This is a genomic window from Kocuria cellulosilytica (assembly GCF_040981245.1).
GTDB classification, from domain to species: domain Bacteria; phylum Actinomycetota; class Actinomycetes; order Actinomycetales; family Micrococcaceae; genus Kocuria; species Kocuria cellulosilytica.
Genome location: NZ_JAVFWZ010000005.1, coordinates 155848 through 171982, shown reverse-complemented (window position 1 = coordinate 171982; position 16135 = coordinate 155848). Strand labels below are relative to the sequence as shown.

At 73.4% G+C, this 16135-nt stretch carries 14 protein-coding genes and 1 tRNA gene; 8 read left to right on the top strand and 7 right to left on the bottom strand.

The features are described 5' to 3' along the window. Nucleotides 1-739 precede the first annotated feature (739 nt). A tRNA-Lys gene (locus tag RCG67_RS10020) sits at nucleotides 740-812 on the bottom strand. Nucleotides 813-987: 175 nt separating this feature from the next. Between RCG67_RS10020 and glsA the strand changes: the two genes are divergently transcribed. The 4 genes from glsA to RCG67_RS10000 all read left to right on the top strand — a co-directional run bounded on the left by glsA (nucleotide 988) and on the right by RCG67_RS10000 (nucleotide 5472). After that, entirely contained in the window at nucleotides 988-2859 is a 1872-nt protein-coding gene (gene glsA / locus RCG67_RS10015; RefSeq protein ID WP_368825981.1) for a glutaminase A, read from the top strand. 43 nt (nucleotides 2860-2902) lie between these two features. Further along, the gene (locus RCG67_RS10010) at nucleotides 2903-3547 is read left to right on the top strand and encodes a hypothetical protein (RefSeq protein WP_368825980.1); all 645 of its coding nucleotides are present in this window, start codon (nucleotides 2903-2905) and stop codon (nucleotides 3545-3547) included. Nucleotides 3548-3839: 292 nt separating this feature from the next. Then, a complete protein-coding gene (locus tag RCG67_RS10005) occupies nucleotides 3840-4454 on the top strand; it encodes a DUF47 domain-containing protein (RefSeq protein WP_368825979.1) in 615 nt (204 codons plus the stop codon). A 4-nt stretch (nucleotides 4455-4458) separates the two neighbouring features. Further along, nucleotides 4459-5472: an inorganic phosphate transporter gene (locus tag RCG67_RS10000; RefSeq protein WP_368825978.1), complete on the top strand. Its 1014-nt coding sequence runs from the start codon at nucleotides 4459-4461 to the stop codon at nucleotides 5470-5472. A gap of 148 nt (nucleotides 5473-5620) precedes the next feature. On the opposite strand, the gene pstB is transcribed toward RCG67_RS10000, so the two are convergent. The 4 genes from pstB to pstS all read right to left on the bottom strand — a co-directional run bounded on the left by pstB (nucleotide 5621) and on the right by pstS (nucleotide 9830). Beyond that, nucleotides 5621-6400, bottom strand: a complete 780-nt coding sequence (pstB, locus tag RCG67_RS09995; protein ID WP_368825977.1) for a phosphate ABC transporter ATP-binding protein PstB — start codon at nucleotides 6398-6400, stop codon at nucleotides 5621-5623. A gap of 76 nt (nucleotides 6401-6476) precedes the next feature. Continuing rightward, entirely contained in the window at nucleotides 6477-7610 is a 1134-nt protein-coding gene (pstA, locus tag RCG67_RS09990) for a phosphate ABC transporter permease PstA (RefSeq protein ID WP_368825976.1), read from the bottom strand. Further along, nucleotides 7610-8545, bottom strand: coding sequence for a phosphate ABC transporter permease subunit PstC (gene pstC, locus RCG67_RS09985; RefSeq protein ID WP_368825975.1), 936 nt, complete (start codon nucleotides 8543-8545; stop codon nucleotides 7610-7612). The genes pstA and pstC overlap by 1 nt, the downstream gene beginning before the upstream one ends. Before the next feature lie 175 nt (nucleotides 8546-8720). Beyond that, nucleotides 8721-9830, bottom strand: a complete 1110-nt coding sequence (gene pstS, locus RCG67_RS09980) for a phosphate ABC transporter substrate-binding protein PstS (RefSeq protein WP_368825974.1) — start codon at nucleotides 9828-9830, stop codon at nucleotides 8721-8723. Between the two features lie 298 nt (nucleotides 9831-10128). Between pstS and RCG67_RS09975 the strand changes: the two genes are divergently transcribed. From RCG67_RS09975 to disA, 3 genes are read left to right on the top strand one after another with little or no spacing between them, the layout of a single operon-like run. Next, on the top strand, nucleotides 10129-11277 hold the full coding sequence (locus RCG67_RS09975) for an FUSC family protein (RefSeq protein ID WP_368825973.1): 1149 nt from the start codon (nucleotides 10129-10131) through the stop codon (nucleotides 11275-11277). A gap of 59 nt (nucleotides 11278-11336) precedes the next feature. Beyond that, nucleotides 11337-12764, top strand: coding sequence for a DNA repair protein RadA (gene radA, locus RCG67_RS09970; RefSeq protein ID WP_058875295.1), 1428 nt, complete (start codon nucleotides 11337-11339; stop codon nucleotides 12762-12764). 7 nt (nucleotides 12765-12771) lie between these two features. After that, on the top strand, nucleotides 12772-13848 hold the full coding sequence (gene disA, locus RCG67_RS09965; RefSeq protein WP_058875374.1) for a DNA integrity scanning diadenylate cyclase DisA: 1077 nt from the start codon (nucleotides 12772-12774) through the stop codon (nucleotides 13846-13848). Nucleotides 13849-13864: 16 nt separating this feature from the next. Here disA and RCG67_RS09960 read toward each other — a convergent pair whose 3' ends face one another. Further along, nucleotides 13865-14602 carry a hypothetical protein gene (locus RCG67_RS09960; RefSeq protein WP_368825972.1) on the bottom strand — a complete coding sequence of 246 codons (738 nt, stop codon included), beginning with the start codon at nucleotides 14600-14602 and terminating at the stop codon, nucleotides 13865-13867. Nucleotides 14603-14626: 24 nt separating this feature from the next. Between RCG67_RS09960 and RCG67_RS09955 the strand changes: the two genes are divergently transcribed. Continuing rightward, nucleotides 14627-15604 (top strand): iron-sulfur binding domain-containing protein, encoded by a 978-nt coding sequence (locus RCG67_RS09955; protein ID WP_368825971.1) that lies wholly within the window; start codon nucleotides 14627-14629, stop codon nucleotides 15602-15604. Here RCG67_RS09955 and RCG67_RS09950 read toward each other — a convergent pair. Next, nucleotides 15588-16115 carry an amino-acid N-acetyltransferase gene (locus RCG67_RS09950; RefSeq protein WP_058875292.1) on the bottom strand — a complete coding sequence of 176 codons (528 nt, stop codon included), beginning with the start codon at nucleotides 16113-16115 and terminating at the stop codon, nucleotides 15588-15590. The two genes, RCG67_RS09955 and RCG67_RS09950, sit on opposite strands and share 17 nt — an antisense overlap. Nucleotides 16116-16135: the final 20 nt, after the last annotated feature.

The window sequence follows — 16135 nt, the reverse complement described above, 5'->3', positions numbered from 1 at the left end:
AGCTGACGGGGCGGGGCTCGCCGCGCGGAGGGGGAACGCGTCCATGACCGACACGCGAGGAACGCCGAGGGGCCTGACGGCACTCGGGGCGGTCCTTCTGCTGGCGCCGTTCTGGGCGTTGCGCCGGCTGGAGCTCCCGCTGTGGGCGACCGTGCTCTGGCTGGGGACCGTCGGCGCCGGTCTCCTGTTCTGCCGGTGGGCCCCCCGCGCGGCACGCCACGAGCGCTTCTGCCTCCAGGACGAGTGGGCGTCGGGTCTGCCCGCCGCCCAGGCCCTGGACCGCGTCACGGAGCACTTCCGGGCGGAGGGCGCCACGGTGCGGCAGAAGGGCAAGGAGGCGGTCGTCGACGTCGGCTCCGACGTCGCGTTCCGGCTCAGCGGCACCGGGTCCGCCCGGGGGCGGCGGCGCTTCCCCTCCACCCTCACCGTGACGGCGACCGACACCGGCGCCGGCTCCGCCCTGCGGGCGCAGTGCCGGGACAACCTGGGCTGGTACGCCACGATGCCCGCCCGGGTCCCGCAGTGGGCGGCCGAGCGCAACGCCCGCCTCGTCGACTCCGCCCGCTGCCTCACCGGCGCCGCCACGGAGCGCGCCCGCCCGGCCGGCGCCGAGGACCGCCCCTGCGACGGCGGCCTCCGCCCGGGGACCGCCGCGCACCCGGAGCACGGGCCGCGTCCCGGCCACGGCGGAGGGCCCCGGCCCCCGGGCGTTCCGGGAGGCCGGGGCCCTTGCGCTGCGTGGGCCCCGTGGGGCTCGAACCCACGACCCATGGATTAAAAGTCCACTGCTCTGCCAACTGAGCTAGGGGCCCGCGCTCCAACGGCGGGCGCGGGGCACGGCCGGTCCGGAGCGGGCACCACTCTACCGCACGGTTCCCGCCGCGGTCCGGACCCCGCGACGGGCCGGCCCGATCCGCTCAGCCGCCCGACGGCTAGAGTGGTGGCCTGTTCCGAGCCGCCCACGCCGACCCGACCGGAGGACCGACCGTGCCGCACCCGAGCACCGAGGAAGAAGCACGCGCCGAGACGGGGCTCTTCGGCCCGTCGGCCGTCACCGAGTACCTCGCGCAGGTGGTCGAGCAGCTGCGGGACGTCCGCGGCGGCGAGCCCAGCCCCTCCATCCCCGCGCTCGCGCAGGCCGACACCGAGCGCTTCGGCGTCGTCATCGCCACCGCGGACGGGCACGTCTACGAGGCCGGCAGCACGCGGGACGAGTTCAGCATCCAGTCGATCTCCAAGGCCTTCACCTACGCGCTCGCGCTCTCCGACCTCGGGGCGGAGGCGGTGCACGCGAAGATGGACGTGGAGCCCAGCGGGGACGCCTACAACGAGATCTCCCTCCAGCCCGGCACCGGGCGGCCCGCCAACCCGATGATCAACGCCGGCGCGATCGCCTCGACGTGGCTCGTGCCCGACAGCGACCGCGACCTGCGCCGGGACCGGATCCGCGACGCCTACTCGCGGTGCGCGGGCCGGGAGCTGGCGATCAGCCCGGACGTCCTCGACCAGGAGCGCGAGGCCGGGGACCGCAACCGCGCCCTCGGCTATCTGCTGGCCTCCGCCGGGATCATCGACGGGGACCCGACCCAGGCCCTCGAGGACTACTTCGCCCAGTGCTCGGTGCTCATCACGTGCCGCGACCTCGCCCTGATGGGCGCGACCCTCGCCAACGCGGGCACGAACCCGCTGACCGGGGACGAGGTGTTCGACGTCGGGACGGTCTCCCGGGTGCTGTCCGTCATGAGCTCCTGCGGGATGTACGACGACGCCGGCGAGTGGATGGTCCGGGTGGGCCTGCCCGCGAAGTCCGGGGTGGGCGGCGGCATCATCGCCGTCCTGCCCGGGGAGCTGGCGGTGGCCACCTTCTCCCCGGCCCTGGACCGGCACGGCAACAGCGTGCGCGGGGTGCTCGCCTGCGAGCGGCTCTCCCAGGACCTCGACCTGCACTTCACGCACACCGCCCGGGTGGCCCGCTCCACCGTGCGCGCCAGCTACCCGATCGACCAGTCCCCGTCGCTGGTGCGCCGCAACGCCGAGGCCGAGGCGGTGCTGGCCGAGCACGGCAAGGACGCCGTGGTCGTGGAGCTCCAGGGCGACCTGCTGTTCACGGGCACCGAGACCGCGATCCGCACGGTCCGCGACGTCGCCTACGGCGCCCAGTACGTGGTCGTGGACATGCGCCGGGTGGACGTGATCGCGGAGTACGCCATGCCGCTGCTGGCCAAGACCCGGGCCGAGCTGCAGGCGGCGGGCCGCACCGTGGTGGCGGTGGCCACCGATCCGGGCTTCGCCGGCTCCTTCGAGGGCGAGCCGCCGCTGGAGGTGTTCCCCAGCCGGGCCGCGGCCATCAAGTGGGTCGAGGACGCGCTGCTCGAGGAGCACGGCGGACCGGAGTGCACCCCGTCCCGGGTCCGGCCCGTGGAGTCCGAGCTGTTCTCCCGGCTGGAGCCCGAGGACGCCCGCGCCCTCCGCGCCCGGACCGTGGAGCGGACGTGGGCGGCCGGGGAGAACATCCTGCGCACGGGGCAGAACTTCGCCGGCATCCACCTCATCGTCAGCGGCAGCGTCTCGATGTCCCTGCGCACTCCCGTCGGCGAGCGCGTCGAGCTGCAGGTCCTCGGGCCCGGGATGAGCTTCGGGGAGCTCGCCCTCGGCACCGGGGACAAGCAGCACGTGACGCTCAGCGCCGTCACCGACGTCACCGCGCGGGTGCTGCCCCCGCAGACGCTCGCGGAGCTCGAGCAGGAGGACCCCGTCCTGGGGCTGCGGCTGTGGAAGGCCCTGGCCCGGGACGGCTTCGAGCGGGCCGACCAGCAGTGGCGGGACGCGGCGGTGCACGCCTCGGCCAGCGACTGGTGAGCGCTCCGTGGCCCGCCGCGGGCCACGGCCGTACGCTGGACGCATGAGCGAAGCTCCCCGCCACCACAAGCCGGTGAAGTTCTCCCCGGAGCAGTTCGACGCGCACGAGGGCGGCCCCGACCCGGCGCGCGTCTCCGAGGCCGCCCACCTCGCCGCCCACGCCCTCGTCTCCCGCGGGCGCGCCAGCGACGACCCCGAGATCAGCCGGCGGCTCATCGAGCTGACCGACGAGCAGGGCCTGGAGGGGATCGCCGAGATGTGGGCGGAGGCTCCGGCGGTCTCCCTGCCCGGGGCCCTGTGGCGGCTCTACGCCCTGCGGGCCGGGGTCCGGAAGGACCCGGTGCGGATGGGCCGCTACTTCGCGGCGGGGCGGAGCACCGCACAGGTCTCGCACGTGGTGGCCGGGGTCGCGGAGCCGCCCGGGGCGGAGGAGATCACCTCGATGGCGGACGCCATCCTCTCCGGGGCGTTCAACGGGGAGTTCGACGTCGCCCTGGACCGGTTCGCGGCCTTCTGCCGCGTGATCGCCCTCGGCCGGATCCGGCTGACGGACACCGGGCAGATGCCGGTCGTGGACCCCGGCGCGGCGCGGCCCCCGAGCACCGTGGCCCTCACCCAGCGGCTCGAACGGACCGCGGAGGAGCTCGAGGCCGCGGCGAACCAGTGGCGCCGCGGACACCTCGACTGAGCTCCGCCGCACCGGCCCCGTGAGCCCGGCCGTGCGGGAGCGCACAGCCGCAGGACTTGGCCTCGCGTGCACGTCGACTACCATGGGAGCCAGGTGCCGGGCCGCGGCAGCCCCGGGCTCCATCACATAGCCGCCACGAGCGGCCTTCCGCCGAGAGGCGCTCCCGGTCCGGCACCGCCCCCTCCTTCCTCCCGGGGACCACCGGGCGCCCCCGGGCCGCCCGACGCCCCCATGTACAGTGGGATCCGCCGTGCTCCGCGGCGCAGGTCCCCACGCCCAGGACGGTCACCACATGGCGCTTCGCATCTTCCCGGAGGACGAGCTGGTCCTGGACCTGCTGGCGGACATGTCGGGACAGGTGACGGAGGCCGTCCGGCTCCTGTCCGAGCTGCTGGGCTCCCCCGAGGTCGACACCACGACCCTCGACGCGATCCGCGAGTGCGAGGCCCGGTCGACGGACCTGTACTTCTCCGTGATGACCACGGTGCGCTCCACGTTCGTGATCCCCATTCCCCGGCAGGACGTCTACATCCTGGGGCACTGGCTCAACAAGGCCGCCGAGGAGCTGCTGGCCGTCGGGGAGGCCCACGTCGCCTACGCCCTCACCCGGCCGCCCTCGTACGCCACGGACCAGCTCGGGGTGATCGAGCGGATGTCCGAGCTGACCACCCGGGCGATGCGCGACCTCGGCAGCCTCCAGGGCCTGGACGACTACTGGTACGAGATGCTGCGGCTGGGCAAGCAGGCGGAGCGCATCCACCAGCTGCACATGGCCCACCTGCTGGAGCACCACAAGGCGATCGCCGCGATGCGGCGGGAGCGCGCCGTCCGGCGCTTCGCCGGGGCCGCCCGGGCCCTGGTCCGGGTCTCCACCGAGGTGGGCCGCATCGTCGTGGCGGAGTCCTGACCCCGTGCTGACGGCCCTGACAGTTCTCGGGATCGTCCTGGCCGTGGCCCACGTGCTCGTCAACGGTTTCCACGACGCCCCCAACGCCCTGGCCCTGCCCGTGCGCTTCCGCGCGCTCACGCCGCAGGTGGGCCTGGTGTTCACCGCGCTCGTCAACGCCGCCGGCGTGTGGGCCGCCGCGTACCTGCTCGCGGACTGGATCATCACGGGCGTGCCCGTGCCGCACGACGTGGTGGGCTCCGCGACGATCGTCTGCGCCCTGGTGACCACGATCGGCTGGAACCTGCTCACCTGGTGGTGGGGCATGCCGAGCTCCTCGACCACGGCGCTGTCGGGCGGGCTGCTCGGCGCGCTGATGGGCGCCCACGCCGTGGACCTCGTCGACGGGAACCCGCTGACGGCCGAGGCCCTGTACCAGGTCGTCGTGCCCCTCGTGCTGGCGCCGCTGTCCGCCTACGCCGTGGCCTGGGTGCTCGTAGTGCCCCTGCTGCACCTGCTGCGGCACTCCGAGCCGGACACGACCACGTTCCGCTCCCGGCTCGTCCTGGCCGGCGGCGCGGCGGCCGTCTCCTTCGGGCACGGCATCCACCACGGCCGCCGAGCCGCGTGGATCCTCGCGACGCTGCTGCTGTGCGCCGGGGTCGCGGACCCGCTCGCCGGCTCCACCCCGTGGCTGTTCCTGCTCATCGCGGCCGGGCTGGCCACGGGCACCCTGTTCGGGGCCTGGCGGATCGCCTACACCCTCTCCTCCCGGATGATCACGATCGACCCGTTCCGCGGCGCCGTGGCCCAGGGCGTCGCGGGAGCCCTGCTGTTCCTGGGCGGGACGCTGATCCCCGTCCCGATGTCCACGTCCCAGACCACCGCCGCGGCGATCCTGGGGGCGGGGCGGCAGCAGCGCTTCCACACCGTCAACGTCCGGGTGGTGCAGCGGGTCCTGCTCGTGTGGGTCCTCACCGTCCCGGCGTGCGCGGCGATCTCCGGCACCCTGCTGCTCGCCCTCTCACCGCTGCTCTAGGGCCGGGGAACCACGCCCAGGACGCTGCCGCAGGTGCGCCGCGCGGGCTCCGCCGCCGGCTCCGGAACGCGGTCGAGGGTGCCGACGACGACGGGCGCCGGTCACCCCGCGGGGTGACCGGCGCCCGTGGTCCGGGGGGCGTAACGGCTCAGCCGAAGCGGCCGGAGACGTAGTCCTCCGTCTGCTTCTCCCGCGGGTTGCTGAAGATCTCGGACGTGGGGCCGTACTCGATGAGCTTGCCCGGCTTGCCGGTGCCCTGGATGTTGAAGAACGCCGTCCGGTCCGAGATGCGCGCGGCCTGCTGCATGTTGTGGGTCACGATGACCACGGTGTAGTCCTGCTTCAGCTCGTTGATCAGGTCCTCGATCGCCAGGGTGGAGATCGGGTCCAGGGCGGAGGCCGGCTCGTCCATGAGGATCACCTCGGGCTTCACCGCGATCGCCCGGGCGATGCACAGGCGCTGCTGCTGGCCGCCGGAGAGGCTCGAGCCCGGCTTGTCCAGCCGGTCCTTGACCTCGTTCCACAGGTTCGCGCCCTGCAGCGAGCTCTCCACGAGCGCGTCGGCGTCGCCGCGCGAGATCCGCTTGCTGTTGAGCTTGACGCCCGCGAGCACGTTGTCGCGGATGGACATGGTGGGGAACGGGTTGGGGCGCTGGAAGACCATCCCGATCATGGAGCGCACCACCACGGGGTCCACACCGGGGCCGTAGAGGTCCTCCCCGTCGAGGAGCACCTGGCCCTCGGCGCGGGCGCCGGGGATGACCTCGTGCATGCGGTTGAGGGTGCGCAGGAAGGTCGACTTGCCGCAGCCGGACGGGCCGATGAACGCGGTCACCGACCGGGCGTCGATCCCCATGCTGACGTCCTCGACGGCCAGGAAGTCGCCGTAGTAGACATTGAGGTGGTCGACGTCGATTCGCTTGGACATGTGTGTTCCTTGCTTCTTTCTCGCAGAGGTGCGTGCGGGAGGTGCGTGCGGAGGTCCGGTGGGAGCGCGGCGCGCGTCAGCGGCCGGCGGTCTTGGGCGCGAAGGCCCGCGCGACCAGTCGGGCGACGAGGTTGAGCAGCATCACGATCAGGATCAGCAGCAGCGCCGCGGCCCACGCGCGCTGCTGCGAGGGGTCGGGGTTCGTCGGGGACGTGGGCGTCATGATCTGGTAGTAGATGAACGTGGGCAGCGTGGTCATCCACCCGGAGAACGAGTTCCAGTTGATGGCGGTGGCGAAGCCCGCGGTGACGAGCAGCGGGGCGGTCTCCCCGATGACCCGGGCGATCGCCAGGGTCACGCCGGAGGCGATGCCGGAGATCGCGGTGGGGATCACCACCTTGATGATCGTCCGCCACTTGCGCACGCCCAGCGCGTAGGCCGCCTCGCGCAGCTCGTTGGGGACGATCTTCAGCATCTCCTCGGTGTTCTTCACGACCGTGGGGATCATCAGCACGGTCAGCGCGACGGCCGCCACGAAGCCGAAGCGGGTGGACGGGCCGAGCAGCAGCCCGAAGAAGGCCGCGGCGAACAGGCCCGCCACGATGGACGGGATGCCCGTCATGACGTCCACGAAGAAGGTGATGCCGCGCCCCAGCCAGCCGCCCTTCGAGTACTCCACGAGGTAGATGGCCGTCAGCAGGCCGATGGGGACCGAGAGCAGGGTGGCCCAGAAGGTGATCGACACCGTGCCCACGATCGCGTGGTACGCGCCGCCCAGCACGGGCCCGTCCCCCGCGGCCGCGGCGTTGTCCGTGGCACCGGTGACACCGTTCATGGACGTCAGCAGCAGGTTGGAGGTCAGGCCCGGGAGGCCGTTGGCGAGCACCGTCCAGATCACGGAGATCAGCGGGATCACCGCCAGGACGAACGCCGTGTAGACGAGGTAGGTCATCAGCGAGTCGGCCCCCTTGCGCCCGCCCTCGATCACCGAGACGACGACCGGTGCGGCGACCAGGAAGACCGCGGCGGCGAGGACGGCCCAGAGGGCCGTGGAGAAGCCCAGGAGGGCCGCGAGGGCCGCCCCCACCACGACGGCGGCGGCGCCGATCACGGGGACCAGCCACGCCGGCCTCTGGTTGCGGGTGAGCATCGACCGGCGGGGCGAGGAGGGACGCACCGGCGTGGGATTGCGGAAGGCGGTGGAGGACATCAGTTGGCTCCCGAGAATTCCTTGTAGCGGGCGACGATGGCGCGGGCGATGATGTTCACCACGAGGGTGATCACGAAGAGGATCAGGCCCGCGGCGATGAGCTCGGACAGCCGCAGGCCGTAGGCCTCCGGGAAGTTGAGGGCGATCTCCGCCGCGATGGTCTGGTTCCCGGACTGCACGAGGGACGAGGTGAGCGGCCCGCTCGAGAGCACCAGGGCCACCGCCATGGTCTCGCCCAGCGCGCGGCCCAGGGCGAGCATCACCGCGGAGATGATCCCCGGGCGGGCGAAGGGCAGCACCGTCATCCGGATCATCTCCCACCGGGTCGCCCCGAGGGCCAGGGCGGCCTCCTCGTGGAGCTTCGGGGTCTGGACGAACAGCTCCCGGGACATCGCCGTGATGATCGGCAGGATCATGATGGCCAGCACCACTCCGGCCGTGAGCATGGTCTTGCCGGTCTGGGACGCCGGGCCGCTGAAGATCGGGATGAACCCGAGGTTGGTCGACAGCCAGTCGTAGAAGGGCACCACGGAGGAGGCCAGGACGGTGGTGCCCCAGGCTCCGTAGATCACCGACGGGATCGCCGCCAGCAGGTCGATGACGTAGCCCACGGGCTTGGCGATCCGCGCCGGCGCGTAGTGGGAGATGTACAGGGCCACCAGCACGCCGATCGGGGTGGCGATCACCAGCGCGATCACGGCGGCGATCACCGTGCCGATGACCATCGGCCAGATGTAGGACCAGAAGCCGGCGCCGCCGGAGATCTCCTCGGCGGGGGCCTGGAAGGTGGGCAGCGCCTGCAGGAACAGGAACAGCGCCACGGCCGCCAGGACGGCGAGGATCAGCACGCCGGCCCCGAGGCTGAGCCCGGAGAAGATCGAGTCGCCCGCCTTGCCGCCGGCGGCGGTCTTCCTGGTGGTGACGGTGGTGGACATGTCGGGTGCCCCTTCGATTGCCTGACACGGGTGGTGCGGGGACGCGGTGGTGTCCCCGCGCGTGGGTCCGGTGACGCGGCTCACGAGGAGGTCGCCTCACACACGAATGTCCCGTTCGGCGCGGGCGCGGGCGGGAGCGCCCGGGCCCGCACCGAACGGGACCAGCAGAACTGGATCAGCCGGCGACCGTGATCCGGTCGATCGCCTCCTGCGCGGAGGTGCGCAGGTTCTCGGACATGGGGGCGGAGCCGGCCGCCTCGGCCGCCGCCTGCTGCCCCTCCTCGCTGATGACGTACTCGCCGAACGCCTTCGCGAGGTCAGCGGTCTCCTGGGAATCGTACTGCGGGCAGAAGATCTCGTACGACACGAGCACGATCGGGTAGCTCCCGGACTCGGTGGTGTCGCGCTCGAGGTCCATCGCCATGTCGTACTCGGCCCGGCCCTCGACCGGGGACGAGGCCTCGACGGCCTTCGCGGCGGCCTCGGAGGAGTACTCGACGTACTCCTCGCCCACCCCCACGGCCACGGTGCCGAGGTCGCCCACGGCGGAGGCGTCGGCGTAGGTGATGGCGCCCTCGGTGGCGTTGGTGGACTGCACCACGCCGGCGGTGCCCTTGTTGTTCTCGGCGGCCCACTGGGAGGGCCAGTTGCCGGAGACCTCCTCGGTCCACACCTCGGGGGCGGCCGCGGCCAGGTACTCCTGGAAGTTCTCGGTGGTGCCGGACTCGTCGTTGCGGTGCACCACGGTGATCGGGGTGTCCGGCAGCTCCGCGTCGGGGTTCTGCTCGGCGATGGCGGGGTCGTTCCACTCGGTGATCTCCCCGGTGAAGACCTGGGCGATGGTCGCGCCGTCCATGTTCACGGTGTCGACGCCCGGCAGGTTGAACGCCACCGCGATCGGGGAGATGTAGGCCGGCACGTGGAACGCGCCCTCGGGCCCGCAGACCTCCTTGGAGGCCTCGTACTCCTCCTCGTCGAGGTAGGCGTCGGAGCCCGCGAAGTCGGCGCCGCCGGCGGTGAAGGCCTCGCGGCCCGCGCCGGAGCCGTCCGGGGAGTACTGCACCGTGGCCTGGGGGTTGGCCTCCTGGAAGCCGTTCTGCCACGCCGTCATCGCGGCGTTCTGGGCCGAGGACCCGATGCCGGTCAGCGTGCCGGAGACACCGGCGGCGGAGGTCTCGGCGGAGCCGGAGCCTCCGCCCGTGGCGTTGTCCGAGCCGCACGCAGTGAGCGCGAGCGTGCCGATGGCCAGGACGGCCGCAGAACGGCCGAGGTGGGATGCCTTCACTTGTTGCCCCTCAAATCACAGTCGTGGCCCGTCACGGGGCCGTGGTCCGTCGTGGCGCCGGGGGATCTCCGGGCCGGTGCAAGAGGTGGATCTGCGGTCGACCCGCGAACCTCTCTCCGGAAGACGCTAGGGAGCGCAGGTGGCCAGATTGACCCGGCAAGATGAACGGAGGGTGAACACCGGCCTCCGGGGCCGTGCCGGAGTTGCGGATCTCACACCGCGGCCGCCCGTTCCCGGGCCGGCACGGTGGCCCCGCCCGCGCGTCGGCGGTCCCGTGCCGCTCGCCTAGGATGGCCCCATGCAGCCAGGCAACCGTGCGCGAGCCGCGGCCCGCGCGGTGCGCAGCCGCACCCGGGTCGGCCTCACCCGGGTCCGCACGGGCCTGCTCCAGAGCTTCCAGATCACGGTGGCCAGCGTCGGGGCCTACGTGATCGCCGAGCAGCTGCTGGGCCACTCCGGGCCCATCTTCGCGGCCACGGCGGCCCTGGTCTCGCTGGGCTTCGCGAAGGACGGGCTGCGCTACCGGCGCGTCCTGGAGGTCTCCATCGGCTGCACCCTCGGCATCGCCGTGGGGGACACGCTGATCCACGTCCTGGGCACGGGCGTGTGGCAGGCCTGCGTGGTGCTCATGACCTCGATCCTGCTGGCCCGCTTCCTGGACAACGGCACGCTGTTCACCACCCAGATGGGGCTGCAGTCCGTGCTCGTGGTCCTGCTGCCGCCGTCCCAGGACGGGGTCTTCGCCCGCTCCACGGACGCGGTCGTGGGTGGGCTCTGCGCCCTGGCCATGGCGTACTTCGTGCCCACGGACCCGCGGAGCCAGCCGCGCCAGGGGCTGCGGGCGCTCGTCGACGAGTTCTCCGGGGTCCTCCGGGAGGCGAGCCGGGCCATGGAGGACTACGACGCCACCGCCGCCTGGCACGCGCTCGTGCGCGCCCGCCAGACCCAGCCGCTCGTGGACTCCGTGACGTCCGGGCTGAAGTCCTCCCTCGAGATCGCCACGGCCTCACCGCTGTACCGCGGTCGCCGGGCGGAGATCGAGGGGATCGCGCACTCCATCCGCTATCTGGACCTCGCCGTGCGCAACGCGCGGGTCCTCGCCCGCCGCCTCGCCTCCGTGCTCAACCACGTGACGCTCTCGGACGAGGCCGTGGCCTCCATGGGCACGGCCCTCGACGACCTCGCCGACGCCGTCACCACGCTGGGCAACGCGCTCGCCGTGGCCTCCCCCGGCTCCCGGGAGAGCTATCTGCGCCAGGCCCGCAACGAGCTGGCCGACGTGGCCGGGCGCCTGCACCCGGGACGGATGGGGGTGCGCACCATGGAGGGCGAGACCCTGGTGCTGGACCTGCGCCCCATGGTCGTGGACCTCCTGGAGGCCGCCGGGATGACCCACGAGGAGGCGCGCGCCCAGCTCCCCCGGCTCGAGGGCTGGGACCGCGCCTGAGCACGGTCCGCAAGTTCTCCAGGCCTGGGCCGTCCGACCCGGCGGCTAGCCTGGACGCCATGAGCACCCGCACCCGCCGCAACTCCCCCGCCTACCGCTGCACCGAGTGCGGCTGGAGCACCGCCAAGTGGGTGGGCCGGTGCGGGGAGTGCCAGGCGTGGGGCACGGTCGAGGAGATCGGCGAGCACAGGGCCCGCACCACGGCCGCCCGGTCCATCGCCGAGCCCGCCCGCCCCATCGCCCAGGTGGACGCCACCGTGGCGACCTCTGCCCCCACCGGGGTGCCCGAGCTGGACCGCGTCCTCGGCGGCGGTCTCGTCCCCGGCGCGGTCGTGCTGATGGCGGGCGAGCCCGGGGTCGGGAAGTCGACGCTGCTGCTCGACGTCGCCGCCCGCTTCGCGGAGGGCACGGGCTCGGGGACCCGCGACGTCCTCTACGTCACGGGCGAGGAGTCCGCCGCGCAGGTGAAGCTGCGCGCGGACCGGATCGACGCCGTGGCGCCCACCCTGTACCTCACCGCCGAGACGGACCTGGCCACGGCCCTGGGCCACATCGAGACGATCTCCCCCCGCCTGCTGGTGGTCGACTCCGTGCAGACGCTGGCCAGCGCCGAGGTCGAGGGCTCCGCGGGCGGGGTGACGCAGGTCCGCGAGGTCGCCGCGTCCCTGATCGCGGCGGCCAAGAAGCGGAACATGACCACGCTGCTCGTGGGGCACGTGACGAAGGACGGCTCCATCGCCGGGCCGCGGCTGCTCGAGCACCTGGTGGACGTCGTGTGCCAGTTCGAGGGCGAGAAGCACTCCCGGATCCGGCTGCTGCGGGCGGTCAAGAACCGCTACGGCCCCACGGACGAGGTCGGCTGCTTCGACCTCACCGAGACCGGGATCACGAGCGTGGAGGACCCCTCGGGCCTGTTCGTCTCCCGCACGGCCATGCCGGTGTCCGGCACGTGCCTCACGGTGACCCTCGAGGGCCGCCGGCCCCTGCTCGCCGAGGTGCAGGCGCTGCTGGACCGCTCCTCCACCGCCCAGCCCCGGCGGGCCACCGCCGGCCTCGACTCCTCGAGGGTCGCCATGCTGCTCGCCGTCCTGCAGCGCCGGGCCGGCGTGAACCTGGCCGGCCTGGACTGCTACGTCTCCACGGTCGGCGGCGTGAAGCTCACCGAGCCGTCCACCGACCTCGCCGTGGCCATGGCGCTGGCCTCGGCCGCGCAGGACCGGCCCCTGCCGCAGCGCCTGGTGTGCTTCGGGGAGGTGGGCCTGGCCGGCGAGGTGCGGCCCGTCCCGGGCATCGGGCGGCGCATCCAGGAGGTCGCCCGGCTGGGCTTCACGCACGCGGTGGTGCCCGCGAGCCCCACGGGGCCGGGCCCGGTCCCGGCGGGGTTCACCGTCCGGGAGGTGACCACCATCAACGACGCCATGGAGCTGCTCTTCCCGGCCTCCGCCGCGGCTCCCGCCCGGAAGCGGCAGACCGCCGCGGCCGTATGATGTGACCGTGGCGAAGACCCCTGAGAACGCACTGCGCAAGACGCTGGCCCGCATCGCGCCCGGCACCGAGCTGCGCACCGGTCTCGAGCGGATCCTGCGCGGGCGCACGGGCGGGCTGATCGTCCTCGGCTTCGACCGCTCCGTCGAGACCATCTGCTCCGGCGGCTTCGACATCGACACCGACTGCTCCGCGCCCAAGCTGCGGGAGCTGGCCAAGATGGACGGCGCCATCATCTGCGACCGGGACGCCACCCGGATCCTCAAGGCCGGGGTGCAGCTCGTGCCCGACCCCTCCATCGGCACCACGGAGTCCGGCACCCGGCACCGGTCCGCGGAGCGCACCGCCAAGGAGACCGGGGTGCCGGTGATCTCCGTGAGCCAGTCCATGAGCGTCATCACGATCTACGTGGGCGAGACCCGGTACGCCATCGAGGGCTCCCAGTCGATCATGGCCCGCGCCAACCAGGCCCTGCAGACGCTCGAGCACTACAGCCACCGGATGGAGCAGGTGCTCGGGAACCTGTCCTCGCTCGAGATCGAGGCGTCCGTGACGGCGCGGGACGTGGCCCTGACCCTCCAGCGGATGGAGATGGTCCGGCGGATCTCCTCCGAGATCGGCTGGTACGTCCTCGAGCTCGGCGTGGACGGGCGGCTCATCGCCCTGCAGCTCGAGGAGCTCACCGCGGGCACCGGCCCCGGGCCGGACGTGGTGCTGCGCGACTACCTGCCCGACGGCACCCCCGCGGAGGGCATCGAGGAGGGGCTGGCGCGCCTCGCCGAGCTCACCCCCACGGAGCTCATCGACCTGCAGCGGATCGCGGTGTCGGTGGGCCTCGTCGAACCCCAGGGCAGCCTCGAGACGGACCTGCACCCGCACGGCTACCGGCTGCTGGAGGGCATCAAGTCGATGCCGCGCGCGGTGGCCAACCGGCTGGTGCGCCAGTTCGACGGCCTGCAGTCCCTGATGGCCGCCAACCTCGAGGACCTCAAGGCGGTCGAGGGCATCGGCGAGCAGCGGGCCCGCACGGTGCGCGAGTCCCTCTCCCGGATGGCCGAGACCAGCCTGCTCGAACGCTTCATGTGAGCCGCGCGCGGCGCGCTCACTCCAGGACGAACGGCACGGGGTCCGACGTGCGCTCCCCGAGCGAGGTCTCGAGCCGGTAGTAGCCGGGCTGGGCCTCGCCCCCCGCCTCCGTGCAGCCCTCGGCGGTGCGCACCCGGTTCCAGCCCAGCCGCGCGCTCTGCTCCTGTCCGGGCTCGAGCACCACCTCCGCGTCCTCGGAGCCGGCCTGGCAGTGCCTGCTGTCGAAGACGGTGTCCGACCCCGAGGTCACCTCGTACACCATCTGCGAGGTGCCCGCGTTGACGCGGCAGGGGTCCTCCCCCGTGTTCTCGAGGCTCAGCACGAGGACCGGCTGCGCGTCCTCGGCGTAGCTCTCCCGGTCCGTGGACGCCCGCACGGCCAGCTCGGAACCGCACTCCTCGACCGGGCCCTCCGTGGCGGGCGCGGACGCCGCCGCGGACGCGCTCTCGTCCGGCCGCGGCGTGAAGTCCGCGAAGGGCTCCTGCGAGGCCGCGGCGGCGGACGCGGTGGCCGTGTCCGGAGCCGGGACGCCCTCCGTCTCCTCGGGGCCCAGCATGCCCGCCACGGCCGAGACCAGCCCCACGGCCACGAGCACGAGCAGCACGCCCGCGGCGAGGGCCGCCACGAGCCGGCGGCGCCGGTACACCTCGGGGCTCTCGCGCCGGGATCCGGGGTGGCGGGGAGCTCGTCCGTCGTCGTCGTGACCGTTCCCCGACCGTCCGTGGGGGATGCTCCCGGAACCCTTCTGCGCCATGCTCCCAGGCTACAGTGGACTCCGATGAGCTCCCCGCACGCTGCCCCGCCCCCCGTCCCGGCCGCCGGCCTGCCGGACCTGCACCGGGCCGTGACCGACTGGTTCGACGGCGCCGCCCGGGACCTCCCGTGGCGGGACCCGGCCTGCACCCCGTGGGGGGTCATGGTCAGCGAGTTCATGCTCCAGCAGACTCCGGTGGCGCGCGTGCTGCCCGTGTGGCAGGCGTGGCTGCGGCGCTGGCCGCGGCCCGCCGACCTCGCGGCCGAGAGCGCCGGGGAGGCCGTGCGCGCGTGGGGCCGGCTCGGCTATCCGCGGCGGGCCCTGCGCCTGCACGCGGCCGCCGTCGAGATCACCGAGCAGCACGGGGGCCGGGTGCCGGCCGCGCACGACGCGCTGCTGGCCCTGCCCGGCGTGGGCGCCTACACGGCTGCCGCGATCGCGGTCTTCGCCTTCGGGGACCGGCAGACCGTGGTGGACACGAACATCCGCCGCGTGCACGCCCGGGTCGTCACGGGCCGGGCCCTGCCGGCCCGGTCCCTGACGGCCGCCGAGCTGCGGCTCGCGGAGGAGCTGATGCCGGCCGACGACGCCCTGGCCGTGCGCTGGAACCAGGCGGTCATGGAGCTCGGCGCCCTCGTCTGCACGGCCCGCTCCCCCCGGTGCGAGCAGTGCCCGGTGCGGACGGCGTGCGCGTGGGTCGCCGCGGGCCGGCCGGAGCCGCAGGAGGCCCCCCGGGGCCAGCGGTGGCACGGCACGGACCGCCAGGTCCGCGGGGCGGTCATGGCGGTGCTACGGGCCGGGTCCGCGCCGGTGCCGGCCCACCACCTCACGGGCCCCGTCGACGTCGCGACGGGCGCGGGCCTGCCGCCGGAGGCCCTCCGGGCCTTGGACGCGCTGCACGGGCTGGAGGCCCCGGAGGAGCAGCGCCGGCGCGCGCTGGACGGACTGGTGCGGGACGGGCTGGCCGTCGCCGGGCCCGCCGGGGTCAGTCTTCCGGGCTGAGCTCCAGCAGCATCCGGGTGTTGCCGAGGGTGTTGGGCTTCACGCGGGCCAGGTCGAGGTACTCGGCCACGCCCTCGTCGTGCGAGCGCAGCAGCTCGGCGAAGACGTCGGGGTCCACCTGGTTCTGGTTGGGCATGACCTCGAAGCCGTAGCGGCTGAAGAAGTCCACCTCGAAGGTCAGGCAGAACACCCGCGAGACGCCCACGGCGCGGGCCCGTTCGATCAGCCCGGCCAGCAGGGTGCGGCCCACCCCGCGGCCCCGCCACGCGTCGGAGGTGGCCAGCGTGCGGACCTCGCCCAGGTCCTCCCACATCACGTGCAGGGCGCCGCAGCCCACGAGACCGGCCTGTTCGTCGCCGACCGCCTCCACCACCAGGAACTCCTGGATGCCCTCGTAGTAGGCGACCGTGTCCTTGTTGATGAGCACCCCGGCGCGCGCCAGCGGGGCCACGAGGTCCTTGATGGCGGGGACGTCGGAGGTGCGGGCTGGTCGCAGGCGCAGGTCGGTCACGCCGCAAGTGTACGCTTGCG